The organism is Pseudoalteromonas sp. BSi20429, from assembly GCF_000238895.1.
Classification (GTDB): domain Bacteria; phylum Pseudomonadota; class Gammaproteobacteria; order Enterobacterales; family Alteromonadaceae; genus Pseudoalteromonas; species Pseudoalteromonas arctica.
This window is the reverse complement of the sequence record NZ_BADV01000012.1, coordinates 59,687-75,659: the sequence shown is the minus strand read 5'-3', so window position 1 is coordinate 75,659 and position 15,973 is coordinate 59,687. Positions and strand designations below refer to the sequence as shown.

Below are 15,973 nucleotides of genomic sequence, written 5' to 3'. Positions count from 1 at the left end.
AGCGTTTATTCAAATTACCAATTAAGAGCTTATTTTAAGTGTTATCACACCGCTAATAATCATTAATACTCCCGCAATACGACCAAATGTAGCTGCATCGTTATAAAACAATATACCGACTAAAAACGTACCAGCAGCGCCAATACCTGTCCACACCGCGTATGAGGTGCCCATTGATATTTGCCTTTGAGCAAGCCACAACATAAAACCACTAGCGACTAAAAATGCCACCGCTATTGCGATGCCCTGCCAGCGAGTATCTGAGTTTTGCGAAATTTTTAAACCTATCGGCCAGCCAATTTCAAGTAAACCGGCAATAACCAAATAAATCCACGCCATTAAACATCTCTCTTTTTCAATATAACTTCATATAAATCTTCGCGGCGATCTTTTAAGTTACGCACTGTGCCTTCGCTATGAAGGATTTTAAGCTTATCCATATCAAGGTCACTAAATAACAGCATTTCTGTATTAGGTGTGGCTTCGTTAAGTGTTGCATCGTGCGGGAACGAAAAGTCCGATGGCGTTAACACAGCCGATTGTGAGTACTGCACATCAAGGCTTTCTACTTGTGGTAAGTTACCTACCGAGCCTGCAATAACCACATAACATTCGTTTTCTATTGCACGCGCTTGTGCACAATGGCGCACACGTAAGTAGCTGTTTTTAGTGTCGGTCCAAAATGGGACAAACAAAATATCTAACCCTTGTTTTGCTAATATGCGTGAAAGCTCAGGAAACTCTACGTCATAACAAATTTGAATACCTACACGCCCAGCATCGGTTTCAAATACAGCAATTTTGTCGCCGCCTTGAATAACCCAATCGTTTTGTTCATGCGGGGTAATATGTATTTTACGTTGCTCGTCTATTTTACCGCTGCGGTGGCATAAATAACTTACGTTATAAATTTTATCGTCTTCGGCAAGCGGCATAGAGCCGGTAATAATATTGGCGTTGTATTCTATTGCCATACGCGACATCGCGTTTTTAAACGTTTCGGTATATTCCGCTAAATAACGAATCGCTTCAGTTTGGTTGCTTTGATTTCCTAAGCCCATTAATGGCGCGTTAAAAAATTCAGGGAATAGTATAAAGTCGCTTTTGTAGTCAGATACGGTATCTACAAAGTATTCAACCTGCTTTAGCATTTCTTCAACCGATTCAACACAACGCATTTGCCATTGCACAGCACCTACACGCACGATTGATTTAGTTGACTCGAGTACCGTATCGGTTGGTTCATACATAATGTTATTCCACTCAAGTAAAGTGGCGTAACCAACTGACTCTTGATCCTCCGGTAGGTACTTTTTAAGTAAACGCTTTACCTGAAAATCGTTAGATAACTGAAAGCTTAAAATAGGATCGTATAGCTCTCTCTGATCTACTTTTGCAATGTATTCCATTGGCGTCATTTCATTACTGTGATTGTAATAACGCGGAATACGTCCACCCGCTAAAATAGCGCGTAGGTTATATTGGCGGCACAGTTCTTTACGGGCATCATAAAGGCGACGACCTAAGCGCATGCCTCTGTGAGTTTCGCTAATGGCCACATCTAAGCCATATAGCGCATCGCCATCGGTATCGCTAAATACACGGTCGTGACCATCTGCAATATCTTCGTATGTATGCGGGTTTGAAAAACGTGTGTAATCAACTTGTACGCTCAGCGCTAAGCCCACCAGCACGCCGTCATCTACAATACCGATTTGCCCTTCAGGAAATTGGTCTATTAATCTAAAAATGGTATGACTTGGCCACGCACCACCTAAGTCGGGATACGCTTGATCCATCAAGGTTTTAATTTGCGGATATTGCTCTCTGGTTAAGTTACAAATTTCAAGATGGGTTTTTTCTGCCGACATACACAACTCCTTTAGGCATAAGAAAATAAAAGCCGAATGCACGCTCGATTAAATCAAGAATACACTCAGCTTTGTATCATGTTTTTTACTTTAGATGTACTACTTTAAACTGCGATAAAAGAGTGTGGTTACTTTCTCTTTTGGTAACCAGCCTGCGTATTCAAGACCAAGTTCTGCCAATGGATCGGCTTTAAGTACTTGCTCTAAGCTTGCATTATTTTGCATTGCTTTTAGCATCACATCTTTCGCGTTTTGAACTAGTTTACCATACGCTATCAGTCCTGAACGGTCACTTACCTTACCGTGTCCTGGTATTACTTTAGTGTTGTCGTCAATTTGTTTAACTACATCGTCTACTGCCGCTAAAATACCATCAACGCTACCGCCACTATCTACATCAACAAACGGTAAGCTGCCAAAATTAAAGTAAATATCGCCCATGTGCACTATGTTGTCGTTACTAAAAAAGACAACCGAGTCTCCATCGGTATGTGCATGTTCGTAATGCACTACATGGGCATGTTCATTATTAAAATGCAGTTTTAAATCGTGACCAAAACTAATGCGCGGTAAAAAGTCTGACCCTTCGCCATGCTGCTCTTCTAAACGTTTATGTACATTGTCGTGTGCTATAACGTGCGCACCCGCTTTAGCAAAGTTTTCGTTGCCACCGGTATGATCGCCATGATGATGCGTATTAATAACAAACTCTGCACTGCCTGGTTTTAAATCGCTAATCGTTTTTTTAATATCGTCTGATAACTTGGCAAACTGATCATCAATAATATAAATGCCATCATCACCTACACTTGCTGCAATATTACCGCCTTGCCCAAATAATACGTATACATGCTCACTTAGCTTTTGTGCTGTTACTGGTCCCTCGTCGGCTTGCGCTGCTGTACTTAGTAATAAACCTGTTATTAATGCGGGTAGTATTTTTTTCATTTTTGTTCTCTGTTGTATGAATTAATAAATATAGAACGTTTTTATCACTATTTAAGCTCACTCACTTATCACTTAAACGTTATTTAATAGGACTTATGACTATTTGATGCATAAGTGTTTGCGGCAATAAAGGTGTATGTTTACCCTCTACGTAATCACTAAAACCCGCTCTATAAAATTCAGATAATGGATGCCCCGATTGCCCACCAGGAATAGCCATAATTGCATGCTCTAAATGCCCAGGTTGAGCAATAAAGCGTTGCGATGCGCCAAAACTACGCCCTTGTACAGCAGGCATGTAACTATCACCAAAACCCGTAGCTGTAGGCATATTTAATAACTTAGCAAGTAACGGCATTTGCTTTGCAAATGGATGCTCTATCACTAACTCATTTACCTTGCCCCACTGCCAGCTTTGTACGTTATTGCCAAATTGTTCTGTAAGCTTAGTAATAGTTTGGTTAAATGCACCGTGTAATTGTGCATCCCAGCTTTTAAATTGCGGGTTTATCCACGTATCGGGTTTGTTATTAATAAGCTGCCATACTGCGGGCTCTAAATCTCGTTTTACGTATTTAAGTGTGCCTTGTTGTTTATTTAATTGGCTTTCAATATTACTAAATAAAATATTAATCACTTCATCGCGGTAGCGCTTAACTAAGGTATACCCTATGGAGGTTGAACACGCACATTGCTGCCAATCTTCGAGCGCTGTTATATATTGCTGATTTTTGGTTTGATCGGCTTTTAATTGCTTTAATAGCAGAGCATGCCAAGGCATTAAAAAGCGAGCTTGATTATCGAGCTGTAGTGCGTAAAAGTCGCTCTCTGCAAATGTTTGTTTTTCAAATAATCTATCGCGAATTTGACTCGAACGTGCACCGAGTGCATAGCCACCATTGCCAAAACGCGCGTTATCTTCAGCCGATACCACGCGAGAATTACCAGTCCATAATCTGCCGCTTTGTGGGTTTTTAATAAAGGGACGTTCTAATTCGGTTTGCTGCCAAAGCGCTGAGTAGTCATCGGCATTTACGCCAAGCTCACTTGGCGTTTTACGCGCCGGTATACCGCCCATATTTTTCCACGCTGCGTTACCAAGGCTGTCTACCACCATTAGGTTTTGCACAGGTATTCCTACATCGCTTGCTACGGCAAGTGCATCATCTACTGTTTTGGCTTGCTCTAACTTTAATAGTTGCATATTAACGGCGTAAGGCTGATGTGCAGCCCAGCTCAATGCATAAGGTTTTTCGTTAATGTATTTTACAGGGCCATATTCGCTGAGTAGTAATGAATAGTTTTCAACCTCCCCATCGGGTAATGCAATAGGTTCATCTACTTGCCATGTTTTACTATCATCGTTTAATGCAATCCAATCGGCTGTATCTAAATAACCGTTAGTAAATCCCCATGCAACATTGTTGTTAGTGCCAACAACAATTGCCGGAGCTCCGGGCAGCGATACACCGGTTACCTGAGCAGGTTTTCCATTTTGTATATAATTTAGCTGAGCTCTGTACCAAATTACAGGTACTGCCATCGATAAATGCATATCATCCGACACCATACCAGCGCCTGTTTTAGTTAGCGTTCCCGTAACAGCCCAGTTATTACTGCCGCGCTCTTGGTTGGCTTCAATACTTTTAACTGTATGCTCTGTTTGAGTGGGCAAAGTAGGTATACCGCCGCTATAAGGCGCTAATTTACTGCCATTAAGTGCGGCTTGGTACTTACTCGGTTGCGTTAAAAAATCAACCATTTGCTTTGTGTACGCTTGCTCAATTTGAATGAGTGCTTGGTCACGTTCAAATGTCGCGCTTTGTAAATCAAGGTACATGCTAAATATCACAAGTAGGCTGTCTTCGCTTTGCCATGGCTTTTGTGTTGCACCGGTTAGTAAATATTCAAAGCTTGAATACCCTACTTGCGCTAAACCTTCGTTTACACCTTGAGCGTAACGTTTAAGTAATTGCTTATCGGTCTCAGGCAGCGTTTGTAAAATAATTTGGCTGCGTTTACGCAATTGATGAAAACGCATCTTTTTATCGAGCCCCAACGCGGCTTCGCCAAATAACTCACTTAGCTCGCCTGCGGCATTACGTCTTAGTAAATCCATTTGAAAAAAGCGGTCTTGCCCATGCGCATAACCTAAACCATAGGCAGCGTCGTTTCGGCTATTGGCGTTTATTACTGCTTGCCCTAGTGCATCGCGCGAAATTTTTACGGGCTCTACTACCGCGTTACTACGTCCGTTTCCATCAAGGACAGGTAAACTTAAACTAAGTACACCATAAACAACGGCGGTACTTGCCAGCCCTAAAATCACAATTAATAATAACAAGCGTTTGATTACTTTAAACATCAACCTTTCCTTTGCACGTTTTGACCAAGCGTTAAGCACATATAATAACCACAGTTTTATTAAATAATAATGTTCTTGCTCGCAAAGGGTGAAATAAACATCAAAATCCACGATAATGTCAGCTCCACACATCGTGCAGAACTAGTTGAGATCAATATGACTGAAAAAACATTTATCAAAGGTAAAGACCGCGACCTAGAATCGTCAATCTCTACCATGCAAAACAAGCTTGAAGCCCTACACATTAATGTTGAAGAAGCGCTTTGGCTTAACCCTGTAGCTAACTGTTATTCGGTTCATATAAAAGACAGTGACTGCGGTGTTATGTTTACCAATGGTAAAGGCGCAACCGACAAAGCCTCTATTGCCTCAGCACTCGGTGAATACTTTGAGCGTTTAAGCTGTAACTACTTTTTTGCAGACTTTTATCTAGGTGAAGAATTTGCCAATGGCGAGTTTACTCATTACCCAACCGAAAAATGGTTTAAAGTTGAAGGCGACGAAGTACCACAAGGTATTATGGATGAAAGCTTATGGGATTACTTTGACCCAGAGCGCGAACTTACCGCATCACACCTTTTTGATTTTAACTCTGGCAATATTGATCGTGGCATTTGTACCCTGCCCTACACTCGCCAACGCGATAACCAAGACGTATACATTCCGGTAAACGTTATTGGTAATATTTTTGTATCGAACGGTATGAGCGCAGGTAACACGAAGTTTGAAGCTCGCGTACAAGGTTTATCAGAAGTATTTGAGCGCGCGATTAAAAACCGCATCATCGCCGAAGGCATTTGTTTACCAATCGTGCCTGAAGATGTTGTTAAGCAATATCCTAAAATTCACGAAGCGTGTGAAGAGCTTCGCAGCCATGGCTTTCATTTACGTATTGCCGATGCATCACTTGGGGGAATTTACCCAGTAATGAGCGTAACGCTTATTAACCCAACTGATGGTTCTGTATTTGCCTCTTTTGGTGCTCACCCTTCATTTGAAGTAGCGCTTGAGCGTACCGTTACCGAGTTACTACAAGGTCGTCGTTTAGATCAACTAGATGTATTCCAACCTGCAACATTTGATAACGATGAAGTAGCAACACCAGAAAACATTGAACTGCACTTTATTGATTCAAGCGGTTTGATTTCGCATGATTTCTTCCGTGCAAAACCTGACTTTGAATTTGTACACTGGGACTTTAGCGGCACAACAGAGCAAGAATATAACTTCTGTACTGACCTGATTCACAGCATGGATCACGATATCTACATCATGGATTACACGCACCTAAACGTATACGCATGTCGTATTTTAGTACCGGGCATGTCAGACATTTATCCAGTTGATGAGCTTATTTGGCGCAACAACAACGAAGGCGCAAAATTTCGCGAAGCATTCCTATCGCTTGATCAGTACGATGCAGAGCAATGGATGGAAATTTACGACAGCCTAGAAGAAGCCGGTCATAGCGATATTATCCGCGCCGCAGAATTTATTGGCTTAGCAACTGATGCCGACACACCATGGCACACACTGCGTATAGGTGAGCTTAAAGCGCACCTATGCTTAGCCGCAGGCAGCGAAGAAGCCATTGATTGGGTTGATTGGATACTTCATACGGGCCAAGTAAACGAAGATGCAATGCGCCACTTCCGCTGTTTAAAAGCGATTCTTGAAATTAAATACGATGACGAGCGCGAATACGCTGATTACCAAGATGCATTAGGCTTAATGTTTGGTGCTAATAATGTAGCGCTGGCTATAGAAATTGCCGAAGGTAAAAAGCAGTTTAACGGTTTAACTTTTCCAGGTTTATCGCTTGAAGGCTTTAAAAAGCATGCGGCACTACTTGATGGTTACCGCAAGCTACACGTAGCAAAGCAAAATCATTGGGCGCGTGAAGTTAGCGATTCGTAACTCGCTAAACTACTAATTATAAAAAATAAACGGCGCATTTGTTAATGCGCCGTTTTCATTTATGTCATAAATTAGCTATAGTTAATTTGCCTAAATTAACGCCACGATGTAGCTAATGCCACCGTCTAGTAATAACAAAAAAACGAATGTTCATAACTTTAAGCTGACCTTTTGGTTATCGCTTACGCTAACTGTACTAGTTGGTGTTGTTCTTGATCGTATTAACTATAATCGTGTAAAAGATGCTCACCGCCTACAAATTCTTTCAGAAGTAAGTACTTATAGAGCTCAACTCGAATCAACCTTAGTTTCTAATATTCAACTAGTACGGGGTTTAGGTGTTGCCGTTGCCGCAGAACCGGGTTTAGAACAAGAACGCTTTGAACAAATCGCAGCCCCTCTTTTTGATACATCAAATGAACTTCGTAATATTGGTGGCGCTCCCAATATGGTCATTCAAATGACCTATCCTTTAAAAGGGAACGAAAAAGCAATTGGCCTTAATTTTTTAGATAATAAAAATCAGCGTACTGATGCACTTAGAGCCCGCGATACCAACACAATTATTATGGCAGGACCGCTAACATTAGTTCAGGGGGGGGAAGCATTAATCGCCAGGGTTCCGGTGTATACCCCTCCTAATAATGAGTTTTGGGGGTTGTTGTCGGTTGTACTCGATATTGACAAGGTTTATATCAACTCTGGTGTTTACGAATTAGAAAAACAGTACAACGTTGCCATTCAAGGGCGTAATGGTTTAGGTAAAAAAGGCGAGTTTTTTTTCGGCAATCAAAATATTATTCAGCAAGATCCTCTTGAGTTCACTCTAAATTTTCAAGGCGGCAGCTGGCAGTTATATGTAGCGCCAAAAATCGGTTGGAGCCCTCCTATTTCATCAATATGGCCACTTCGGTTATCGATTATTATTATTTGCGGATTATTAATTTGGGCCTTTTTATTCTTTTTGAAAATGCTTAATCGTCAGCAACAAAACGAAAAAATGCTTGAAGCAATGAGTGATCTAGCTCAAATAGGCGCATGGTCATTTAACTTAGAAACTAAACAAGTGTATTGGTCTGATATGACCAAAAAACTATTTAAATACCCATTAAATAACCAACCAGAATGGCCTAAAGATTTAAACTACTTTAGAAAAGGCACTAGCAGAGAAACAATTAAACCTTTAATTGAACGAGCCATAAAATATGGTGAAAGCTACGAAGTTGAATTAGAAGTAATGGATGCAGAAGGTGAATCTGTTTGGGTACTCGTACATGGTGAAGCAGAACGAAAGAATGGACGATGCACACGCATTTTTGGCTCACTACAGAATATTGATACCCGTAAAAAAATTGAATTAGAAAATAATAAAACCGCATTACATAACGAAATTTTAGCTTCTCTTACCGTTAATAAATTAATATTAAATGGGCAACTTAGCCAATCGAAAGATATTATCACTGAAGCAATCTGCCAAGCATTCGATATTAAACGTGCCAGTATTTGGTTTTTTAATGAAGACAAGTCTCAACTAAGCCCCTTTGCCATACATAGCAAACATTCGTCTAGTGACAAAATTGACTCTATTTGGCTAAGAAAAAACAACCCCGGCTTTTTTAATGCAATAGATCATCAAGCAGTATTTAATGCACCCGATGCACTAGAACACCCAATACTCGCACCAATTAAAGAGCAGTATTTAATGCCACTCGAGATTAAATCAATGCTGTGCATAATTATTCCTGCGGGAAGTGGTGCTATAGGCGTTGTTTGCGCCGAGCAATGTCAATCCAAGCGCCACTGGTCTAAAAACGAAGAAAGCTTTTTAATTGCCGTTGCAGCGTTAATAGGCAGCTTGCACTCGAGCCAGCAACGAATTGAAACTGAACAAAAGCTGGTTGCCGCCAAAGAAACTGCAGAACAAGCTGTTGAAGCTAAAAGTGAATTTTTAGCAAGTATGAGCCACGAAATTCGCACACCAATGAATGGTGTTTTAGGCATGCTTAATATAATTAAGCAAACGCAACTAGACCTACAGCAAAAGCATCATATTGAACTTGCTCAGTCATCAGCTCAATCTTTACTTAATATAATTAACGACATATTAGACTTTTCTAAAATTGAAGCCGGTAAGCTCGATATTGAAAACGTGCAATTTAACCTACCTCGGTTATTAGGAGAAGTGGTTGAGTCGTTTGCTTTAAAAGTAGAGCAAAACAATACAAAACTTATTTTAGATGCCACTCAAATTACAGTTAGCGAAATAATTAGTGATCCGAACCGCTTACGCCAAATTTTGAATAACTTAATTGGCAACGCCGTTAAATTTACTATTGATGGCGAAGTAGTTATTACCGCCAAAGTGGATGAAACAACGGATGGCTCGTTCCTACAATGTTCGATTATTGATACTGGCATTGGTATTGACCCTAAAAAACAAGCGTCGTTATTTGACTCATTCACACAAGCAGATACCTCAACTACACGCCAGTTTGGGGGCACAGGGCTTGGCCTTGCCATAGTAAAACAACTGTGTGAGCTGATGAACGGTGAAGTAAGTGTAAACAGCATGCAAGGTGAAGGAAGTACATTTTCTTTCACAATACAAATACAGCCTCGCTTAAGTAAAGAACAAGATTTACCGAGTCATTTAATTAAAAACAAACATATTTTAATTATTGATGAGTGCTCGTTAAATGCAAATACAGCCAGCAAACAACTCACGGTATGGGGTGCAAAGGTTAATTGCATACATGACTATCTTGAGGTTGATGATTATTTAAATAATGTAACCACCCACCCTGAAGCTATTTTAGTTGATTACTACTTTTTTGAAAAAGCGCCGCAAACGCATATAACTGCGCTTAAAAACTTTATAAATATGCATAGTTGCAAGTTAGTTCTTATGGCGCCAATGAGTTATTCACCAGAGGAGTCTAAAGTAGGTATGGAAGTCGACTGTATGATTTTCAAACCACTCACACCTTCTGATTTGTTTGACTCACTCACTAACGATAAATACATTGAACAACAGCAGCAACAAGCACAACTACAAAATAAACTAACTAAAGCACCAGTACTCGATTCATCAGAGCCACAACTACTGCTCGTTGAAGACAATAAAATAAACCAAGTAGTTGCCTCGGCGCTATTAAAGCAAGCAGGTGTGACTTTTGATATTGCTGAAAATGGGCTTGAGGCAATTGTAAAACTCAATGCAAAACAAGGTAAGCCATATAAACTAGTTTTAATGGATTGCCAAATGCCTGAAATGGATGGCTACCAAGCCACTAAAGCCATTAGAGAAGGCGATGCAGGTAAGGGTAATGAAAATATTACTATTATTGCACTTACAGCCAATGCCATGCAGGGCGATAAAGAAAAATGCCTAGCAGCAGGCATGAACGACTATTTAAGTAAGCCGCTCGATTTAGCCGCTCTAAAACCTAAACTCCAGCAATGGCTTGGTATCCAATAAAGGTGTAAGCTAATAAAATACGCTTACTAATTTGAGATTATTTATGCAGTTATCAGCAAATCAACAACGTATTCTTGGTTGCTTACTAGAAAAACAAAGCACAACGCCAGAACATTATCCGCTATCGTTAAACGCTCTAGTGAACGCATGTAATCAAAAGTCTAATCGCGATCCTGTGTTAAATCTTACAGATAGTGACGTGCAAAACGCACTTGATGAACTAATAGACATGCGTTTGGTAACTATAGATGAAGGGCTTTCTGGTCGCGTAAATAAATACGACCACCGCTTTTGCAACACTGAGTTTAGTAATCTGCAATTTTCTGCTCAGCAACGTGCCATTGTTTGTTTATTACTTTTACGTGGTGCCCAAACCCCAGGTGAATTAAGAACTCGCAGTGCTAGGCTTGCTGATTTTAATAACGTAAATGAAGTAGAAACAGCGCTCAATAAACTGATTGAAAGCGATTACGCCCGTAAATTAGAACGAGAAGCAGGTAAACGCGACAGCCGATACATTCATTTATTTGGCGAACAACAAAATAATCCCGCCGATGCCTTTGTTGCTCTACCAAGCGAAGTAATTAAAGATAAAGAATTAAGTGATTTACTGGCAGAAGTAGAAGAATTAAAAGTAGAGCTTCGCAAAATAAAAGCTCATTTAAAACTTTAATTAATTAAGACTAAATCACATAATAAGTTTATTGCGTATCACATATTAAATTTTATAAGGAGCTGGCAATGCGCGCCGAAATTATGGCTGAAATGAAGGTTCAGCCAACTATTGATGTAAATGCTGAGATAACTCGCCGGGTTGCTTTTATTAAAGCACGTTTAGTAGCAGCTCACTCACGATCACTAATATTGGGTATTAGTGGTGGTGTTGACTCATCAACTTGCGGCCGCTTATGTCAACTTGCCGTAAACGAGCTAAATAAAGAACACGATACTAACAAATACCAATTTATTGCTGTGCGCTTACCTTATGGCGTACAAGCCGATGAAGACGAAGCGCAAATGGCGGTTGATTTTATCCAGCCAAGTAAACGTATGACCGTAAACGTACAACCTGCGGCTGATGCATTGCATGAGCAAGCGATAGCTGCTGTAGTTGGCTGTGGTGAAGCACTGCCTGAGCAAGCTCAGATAGATTTTATTAAAGGTAATGTTAAAGCACGCCAACGTATGGTTGCTCAGTACGAAATTGCAGGCTTTTGCCAAGGCTTAGTAGTGGGTACCGATCATAGTGCTGAAAACATTACTGGTTTTTATACTAAATTTGGTGACGGCGCGTGCGATTTAGCTCCGCTATTTGGTTTATCAAAACGCCAAGTGCGTGCACTTGCTACTGCACTCGGTGCCCCAGCTTTATTAGTAGATAAAGCACCTACAGCTGATTTAGAAAGCGATCGCCCGGGGCTTACCGATGAAGAAGCACTTGATTTGAGTTATGAGCAAATTGATGACTTTTTAGAAGGTAAATCTGTTTCTAAAGACGTTGAACAAAAGCTTGTAAGTATTTACATGCGTACACAACATAAGCGCCAACCAATTCCGACAATTTACGATTAATGTTTTAGTAAATAAAATAAAGCAATTAACGCCTTTGAGGATTAATTGCTTTTTTGATCGACAGATTAAGAAACTGCGTATATTTTAATAAATTAACGCTTTAAATTTTATAATACCAATTGCGTTAAATTAGTGATCTATTATAGCCCTAAGAAAGTAGCGATAGATCGATCATGTTTTAACAATATTGGTATAAGTTACCCGCCAAAGAGAACACTGCCTTATATGACATCGCCCATCTTAATTACCGGCGCAGGCCAACGTATTGGTTTAGCGCTCGCTCAGCATTATATAGCCCAAGGGCAGGCTGTTATTATTACGTATCGTACTCGCCACAACGCTGTTGATAAATTAGAGCAACTAGGCGCTGTATGTATTTATGCCGATTTTAGTACCGATGACGGTATAAGTGCATTTATAAATACGCTTAAAGAGCATACAACATCGCTGCGCGCTATTGTTCACAATGCATCAAGCTGGGACTGCGAAGCTAACAATCCTGACTTTGCAGTACTGTTCGATAATATGATGCGTATACACGCCAAAACACCGTATTTAATTAATTTAATGTGCGCTGAGCTGCTTATAAACTATCAGCAAAGTGAAAAAGTACCTGCTGATATAATTCACCTTACTGATTATGTAGTTGAAACAGGCAGCCCTAAACACTTAGCTTATGCAGCAAGTAAAGCAGCTCTCGATAACTTAACTAAATCGTTTAGCGCTAAATATGCGCCAAACATAAAAGTGAACTCGGTTGCTCCATCACTCATTATTTTTAATGAACATGACGATGAGCAATATCGAGCTAAGACCCTTAAAAAATCATTAATGGGCATTGAACCCGGATGCCAAGAAATTATCAATAGCATTGATTTACTATTACAAAGCCACTACATCACAGGGCGCTCTTTGCCTGTTGATGGCGGCCGTCATTTAAAGTAAATATAAATAAACTGAGATATTTATGCACAATGAATTAAAAGAAAGTTACGAAAAAATCATCACCGCAGTAGGCGAAGATGCTAACCGCGAAGGCTTACTTGATACGCCAAAACGTGCTGCAAAAGCAATGGAATATTTAACGCAAGGATATCGTCAAACGCTTGATGAAATAACTAATAAAGCGGTATTTACATCTGACGCTGACGACATGGTGTTAGTGCAAGACATAGAGCTTTACTCTATGTGTGAGCATCATTTACTACCTTTTATTGGCCGTTGCCATATTGCTTATATTCCAAACGGTAAAGTATTGGGCTTGTCTAAATTTGCACGTATTGTTGATATGTTTTCACGCCGTTTTCAAATTCAAGAACAGCTAACGCATCAAATCGCTAAAGCAGTTGAAGAAGTTACTGGCGCTAAAGGTGTGGGCGTTATTGTTGAAGCAAAACACATGTGTATGATGATGCGTGGTGTAGAAAAGCAAAATTCAAGCATGCGTACATCAGTAATGTTAGGTAACTTTAGAAGCGACCCTAAAACACGCAACGAATTTTTGCAGCTTATAAAAGGTTAACCCTATGGCTAATGCAATTATTAACGTTACTAATTTGCGCCTGCGCACGTTTATTGGCTTTAACCCCGATGAGCGTGAAAAAAAGCAAGATGTAGTGATCAACCTAGAGATTCACTACCCTGCTGATGACGCATGTAAAACGGATGAAGTTGACCAAGCACTTAATTATAAAGTGATCACCAAAGAAGTAATTAGCTTAGTAGAGCAAGGCCACTTTTTACTGCTCGAAAAATTAGTGGCTGAAATTCTTGCGGTTTGTCACTCACACCCAAGTGTTCATTACGCTAAAGCACGTGTTGATAAACCGCATGCACTGCGTTTTGCCGACTCGGTGTCGTTAACGCTTGATTGGGCTAAATAAGGTCTTAAAAAACTTATTTAAAAAAGCTTTTCGAATCCTACGGTAAGGGCGATAACCGCTAAATAGCGCGCGCCTTTGCCTAGTGTTACTAGTAATAAAAACATACTAAAGCGTACTTTAAATATCCCCCCAATTACAGTTAGCGGATCGCCTACTACTGGCAGCCAAGCAAACAACAAACTATACACACCGTATTTATTAAATTGCTTTTGTGCGCTATCAAGCCCTTTTTGCGATACCGGAAACCATTTTTTATCTTTAAAACGCAGTACCTGCGTGCCTAACCAGTAATTAACGCAGCTTCCCAATACATTTCCAAGTGTTGCTACGCACCACATAAGCCATAAATTAACTTTACCTTGGGCAATCATCCCCACCATTATCACCTCAGAAGAGCTAGGCAGTAATGTGGCAGATATAAATGCGCTAATAAATAACGTGAGATAAAGCATAATGCCCTTATGGCTAAACGTAAAAACCCAGCCTATAGCTGGGTTTATAATACCAATTTTATTAAAAGCATGATCATTCTAGCGTATTAAATAACTCACTAACTACGTTAAAAATTATTCATATAGAACAACTATGTATCATAATTTTAGCCTTGTTATTGAGCTATTTTCTTATCGCTATAATAGATCACTAATTTAATGCAATTGGTATAAAAATAAACTGTGTGTTTATTTTATCAAATTTAAACTAAACGGGTAATTAAACTCTTTACCTTCATTAGCTTTAATACTTGCCATTACAACCATTACAAACCCAAAAATTGCCACTATAGGTAGTAATATTAAGCCTACTGCTACAAACATCAGTAAAAAACAAACTACATATGCAATTGCCATCGTTATTTGAAAGTTAAGCGCCTTTTTACCGTGCACGTCAACAACTGGCATCTCATCTCTTTTAATTAACCACACAATTAATGGCCCAATTATTGAGCCAAACGGCACAATAAATCCGGCAAGCGCACTCAAATGGCATAACATAGCCCACATACGGTCATCTTTATTAACTGGTTCAACCTGTTGATTTTCTTCCATAACACTCTCCTTTTTGTTTTATGTATGTTGCCTCTTAACTAAACAAATGTCTACAAATCAACCAACGTATTTGTATTTAAAAATCACAGCGTAAAGTCTTGTGATAAAAAAGTGATAAGTTTGTGAGAGTTTCTGGAGACGATTATTCAATACTTAACTCGAATCATCACTTACAGGAATAATAATGAAAACTTCTACATTAACAATTGCAATTCTTTTAGCGGCAGCTAGCCAATCGACTATGGCCGCAGAATTAGACCTAAAAGTTACTAACCTAACCAAGGGTATTCACTTCACTCCACTGTTAATTACAGCACACAACAGCGAAGACACACTATTTGAAGTAGCAACGCAAGCATCTACAGCATTACAAACAATGGCTGAAGGCGGCAATATTGCAGAGCTAGTTGCACAAGCAACTGCAGCGGGCAGTGATATGGCTGCAAATCCAGCTGAAGGCTTACTTGCACCAGCCGCATCTACAACGGCAACACTTACCACTACCGACGGTAACGAGTACCTATCTTTAACTGCAATGATGCTACCAACTAATGATGGCTTTGTAGGCTTAAACAGCTGGAAAATCCCAACAGAAGCGGGTACTTACACAATTAATTTAAATGCTTACGATGCAGGCACAGAACAAAACAATGAGCTTGTAGTTGAAGGCTCTGGCGCTCCAGGTACTCCGGGTATTCCTGCGGCTCCAGGTGGCGACGCTGGCACTGGCGGTACAGGTATATTAAGTGGTGATACAAATACAAGCATCCATATTCACCCAGGTAGCTTAGGTGATGACGATTTAGAAGCGGGAAATAGCGATTTAAGTAATACAGTACACAGATGGTTAAACCCAGTAGCGCAATTAACCGTTACAGTTAAGTAGGAGCATG

The 15,973-nt window shown here is 40.0% G+C and carries 14 protein-coding genes; 8 read left to right on the top strand and 6 right to left on the bottom strand.

Going from position 1 to position 15,973, the window contains the following annotated elements:
- Positions 1-21 precede the first annotated feature (21 nt).
- The 4 genes from P20429_RS16945 to P20429_RS16960 form a co-directional block, all read right to left on the bottom strand.
- A complete protein-coding gene (locus P20429_RS16945; RefSeq protein WP_007580521.1) occupies positions 22-339 on the bottom strand; it encodes a multidrug efflux SMR transporter in 318 nt (105 codons plus the stop codon).
- Entirely contained in the window at positions 339-1,871 is a 1,533-nt protein-coding gene (locus P20429_RS16950) for a bifunctional GNAT family N-acetyltransferase/carbon-nitrogen hydrolase family protein (RefSeq protein WP_007580519.1), read from the bottom strand. The genes P20429_RS16945 and P20429_RS16950 overlap by 1 nt, the downstream gene beginning before the upstream one ends.
- Before the next feature lie 99 nt (positions 1,872-1,970).
- Positions 1,971-2,819: an MBL fold metallo-hydrolase gene (locus tag P20429_RS16955; RefSeq protein WP_007580517.1), complete on the bottom strand. Its 849-nt coding sequence runs from the start codon at positions 2,817-2,819 to the stop codon at positions 1,971-1,973.
- A gap of 79 nt (positions 2,820-2,898) precedes the next feature.
- Complete coding sequence (locus P20429_RS16960; protein WP_007580515.1) at positions 2,899-5,184, bottom strand: penicillin acylase family protein; 2,286 nt, start codon at positions 5,182-5,184, stop codon at positions 2,899-2,901.
- A gap of 156 nt (positions 5,185-5,340) precedes the next feature.
- On the opposite strand from P20429_RS16960, the gene ycaO reads away from it, so the two are divergent.
- The 7 genes from ycaO (at position 5,341) to folX (ending at position 14,034) form a co-directional block, all read left to right on the top strand.
- Positions 5,341-7,101 carry a 30S ribosomal protein S12 methylthiotransferase accessory factor YcaO gene (gene ycaO, locus P20429_RS16965; protein ID WP_007580513.1) on the top strand — a complete coding sequence of 587 codons (1,761 nt, stop codon included), beginning with the start codon at positions 5,341-5,343 and terminating at the stop codon, positions 7,099-7,101.
- A gap of 115 nt (positions 7,102-7,216) precedes the next feature.
- Positions 7,217-10,579: an ATP-binding protein gene (locus P20429_RS16970; RefSeq protein WP_007580512.1), complete on the top strand. Its 3,363-nt coding sequence runs from the start codon at positions 7,217-7,219 to the stop codon at positions 10,577-10,579.
- 43 nt (positions 10,580-10,622) lie between these two features.
- Positions 10,623-11,252: a YceH family protein gene (locus P20429_RS16975; RefSeq protein ID WP_007580511.1), complete on the top strand. Its 630-nt coding sequence runs from the start codon at positions 10,623-10,625 to the stop codon at positions 11,250-11,252.
- A gap of 68 nt (positions 11,253-11,320) precedes the next feature.
- Positions 11,321-12,151, top strand: a complete 831-nt coding sequence (gene nadE / locus P20429_RS16980) for an ammonia-dependent NAD(+) synthetase (RefSeq protein WP_007580510.1) — start codon at positions 11,321-11,323, stop codon at positions 12,149-12,151.
- 225 nt (positions 12,152-12,376) lie between these two features.
- Positions 12,377-13,096, top strand: coding sequence for a dihydromonapterin reductase (gene folM, locus P20429_RS16985; protein WP_007580509.1), 720 nt, complete (start codon positions 12,377-12,379; stop codon positions 13,094-13,096).
- 22 nt (positions 13,097-13,118) lie between these two features.
- Positions 13,119-13,673: a GTP cyclohydrolase I FolE gene (gene folE, locus P20429_RS16990; protein ID WP_002962341.1), complete on the top strand. Its 555-nt coding sequence runs from the start codon at positions 13,119-13,121 to the stop codon at positions 13,671-13,673.
- Between the two features lie 4 nt (positions 13,674-13,677).
- The gene (gene folX / locus P20429_RS16995; RefSeq protein WP_007377309.1) at positions 13,678-14,034 is read left to right on the top strand and encodes a dihydroneopterin triphosphate 2'-epimerase; all 357 of its coding nucleotides are present in this window, start codon (positions 13,678-13,680) and stop codon (positions 14,032-14,034) included.
- 17 nt (positions 14,035-14,051) lie between these two features.
- On the opposite strand, the gene P20429_RS17000 is transcribed toward folX, so the two are convergent.
- Both P20429_RS17000 and P20429_RS17005 read right to left on the bottom strand, forming a co-directional pair.
- Positions 14,052-14,486 (bottom strand): YqaA family protein, encoded by a 435-nt coding sequence (locus P20429_RS17000; RefSeq protein WP_007580508.1) that lies wholly within the window; start codon positions 14,484-14,486, stop codon positions 14,052-14,054.
- 228 nt (positions 14,487-14,714) lie between these two features.
- On the bottom strand, positions 14,715-15,080 hold the full coding sequence (locus tag P20429_RS17005; protein WP_007580507.1) for a DUF4870 domain-containing protein: 366 nt from the start codon (positions 15,078-15,080) through the stop codon (positions 14,715-14,717).
- Positions 15,081-15,264: 184 nt separating this feature from the next.
- Here P20429_RS17005 and P20429_RS17010 point away from each other — a divergent pair, with 184 nt between their 5' ends.
- Positions 15,265-15,966, top strand: a complete 702-nt coding sequence (locus P20429_RS17010) for a spondin domain-containing protein (protein WP_007580506.1) — start codon at positions 15,265-15,267, stop codon at positions 15,964-15,966.
- Positions 15,967-15,973: the final 7 nt, after the last annotated feature.

Excerpts from the sequence above, each read along its gene's own strand:
- P20429_RS16945 (WP_007580521.1), bottom strand. The coding sequence starts at position 339 with ATGGCGTGGATTTATTTGGTTATTGCCGGTTTACTTGAAATTGGCTGG.
- P20429_RS16950 (WP_007580519.1), bottom strand. The coding sequence starts at position 1,871 with ATGTCGGCAGAAAAAACCCATCTTGAAATTTGTAACTTAACCAGAGAG.
- P20429_RS16955 (WP_007580517.1), bottom strand. The coding sequence starts at position 2,819 with ATGAAAAAAATACTACCCGCATTAATAACAGGTTTATTACTAAGTACA.
- P20429_RS16960 (WP_007580515.1), bottom strand. The coding sequence starts at position 5,184 with ATGTTTAAAGTAATCAAACGCTTGTTATTATTAATTGTGATTTTAGGG.
- ycaO (WP_007580513.1), top strand. The coding sequence starts at position 5,341 with ATGACTGAAAAAACATTTATCAAAGGTAAAGACCGCGACCTAGAATCG.
- P20429_RS16970 (WP_007580512.1), top strand. The coding sequence starts at position 7,217 with ATGCCACCGTCTAGTAATAACAAAAAAACGAATGTTCATAACTTTAAG.
- P20429_RS16975 (WP_007580511.1), top strand. The coding sequence starts at position 10,623 with ATGCAGTTATCAGCAAATCAACAACGTATTCTTGGTTGCTTACTAGAA.
- nadE (WP_007580510.1), top strand. The coding sequence starts at position 11,321 with ATGCGCGCCGAAATTATGGCTGAAATGAAGGTTCAGCCAACTATTGAT.
- folM (WP_007580509.1), top strand. The coding sequence starts at position 12,377 with ATGACATCGCCCATCTTAATTACCGGCGCAGGCCAACGTATTGGTTTA.
- folE (WP_002962341.1), top strand. The coding sequence starts at position 13,119 with ATGCACAATGAATTAAAAGAAAGTTACGAAAAAATCATCACCGCAGTA.
- folX (WP_007377309.1), top strand. The coding sequence starts at position 13,678 with ATGGCTAATGCAATTATTAACGTTACTAATTTGCGCCTGCGCACGTTT.
- P20429_RS17000 (WP_007580508.1), bottom strand. The coding sequence starts at position 14,486 with ATGCTTTATCTCACGTTATTTATTAGCGCATTTATATCTGCCACATTA.
- P20429_RS17005 (WP_007580507.1), bottom strand. The coding sequence starts at position 15,080 with ATGGAAGAAAATCAACAGGTTGAACCAGTTAATAAAGATGACCGTATG.
- P20429_RS17010 (WP_007580506.1), top strand. The coding sequence starts at position 15,265 with ATGAAAACTTCTACATTAACAATTGCAATTCTTTTAGCGGCAGCTAGC.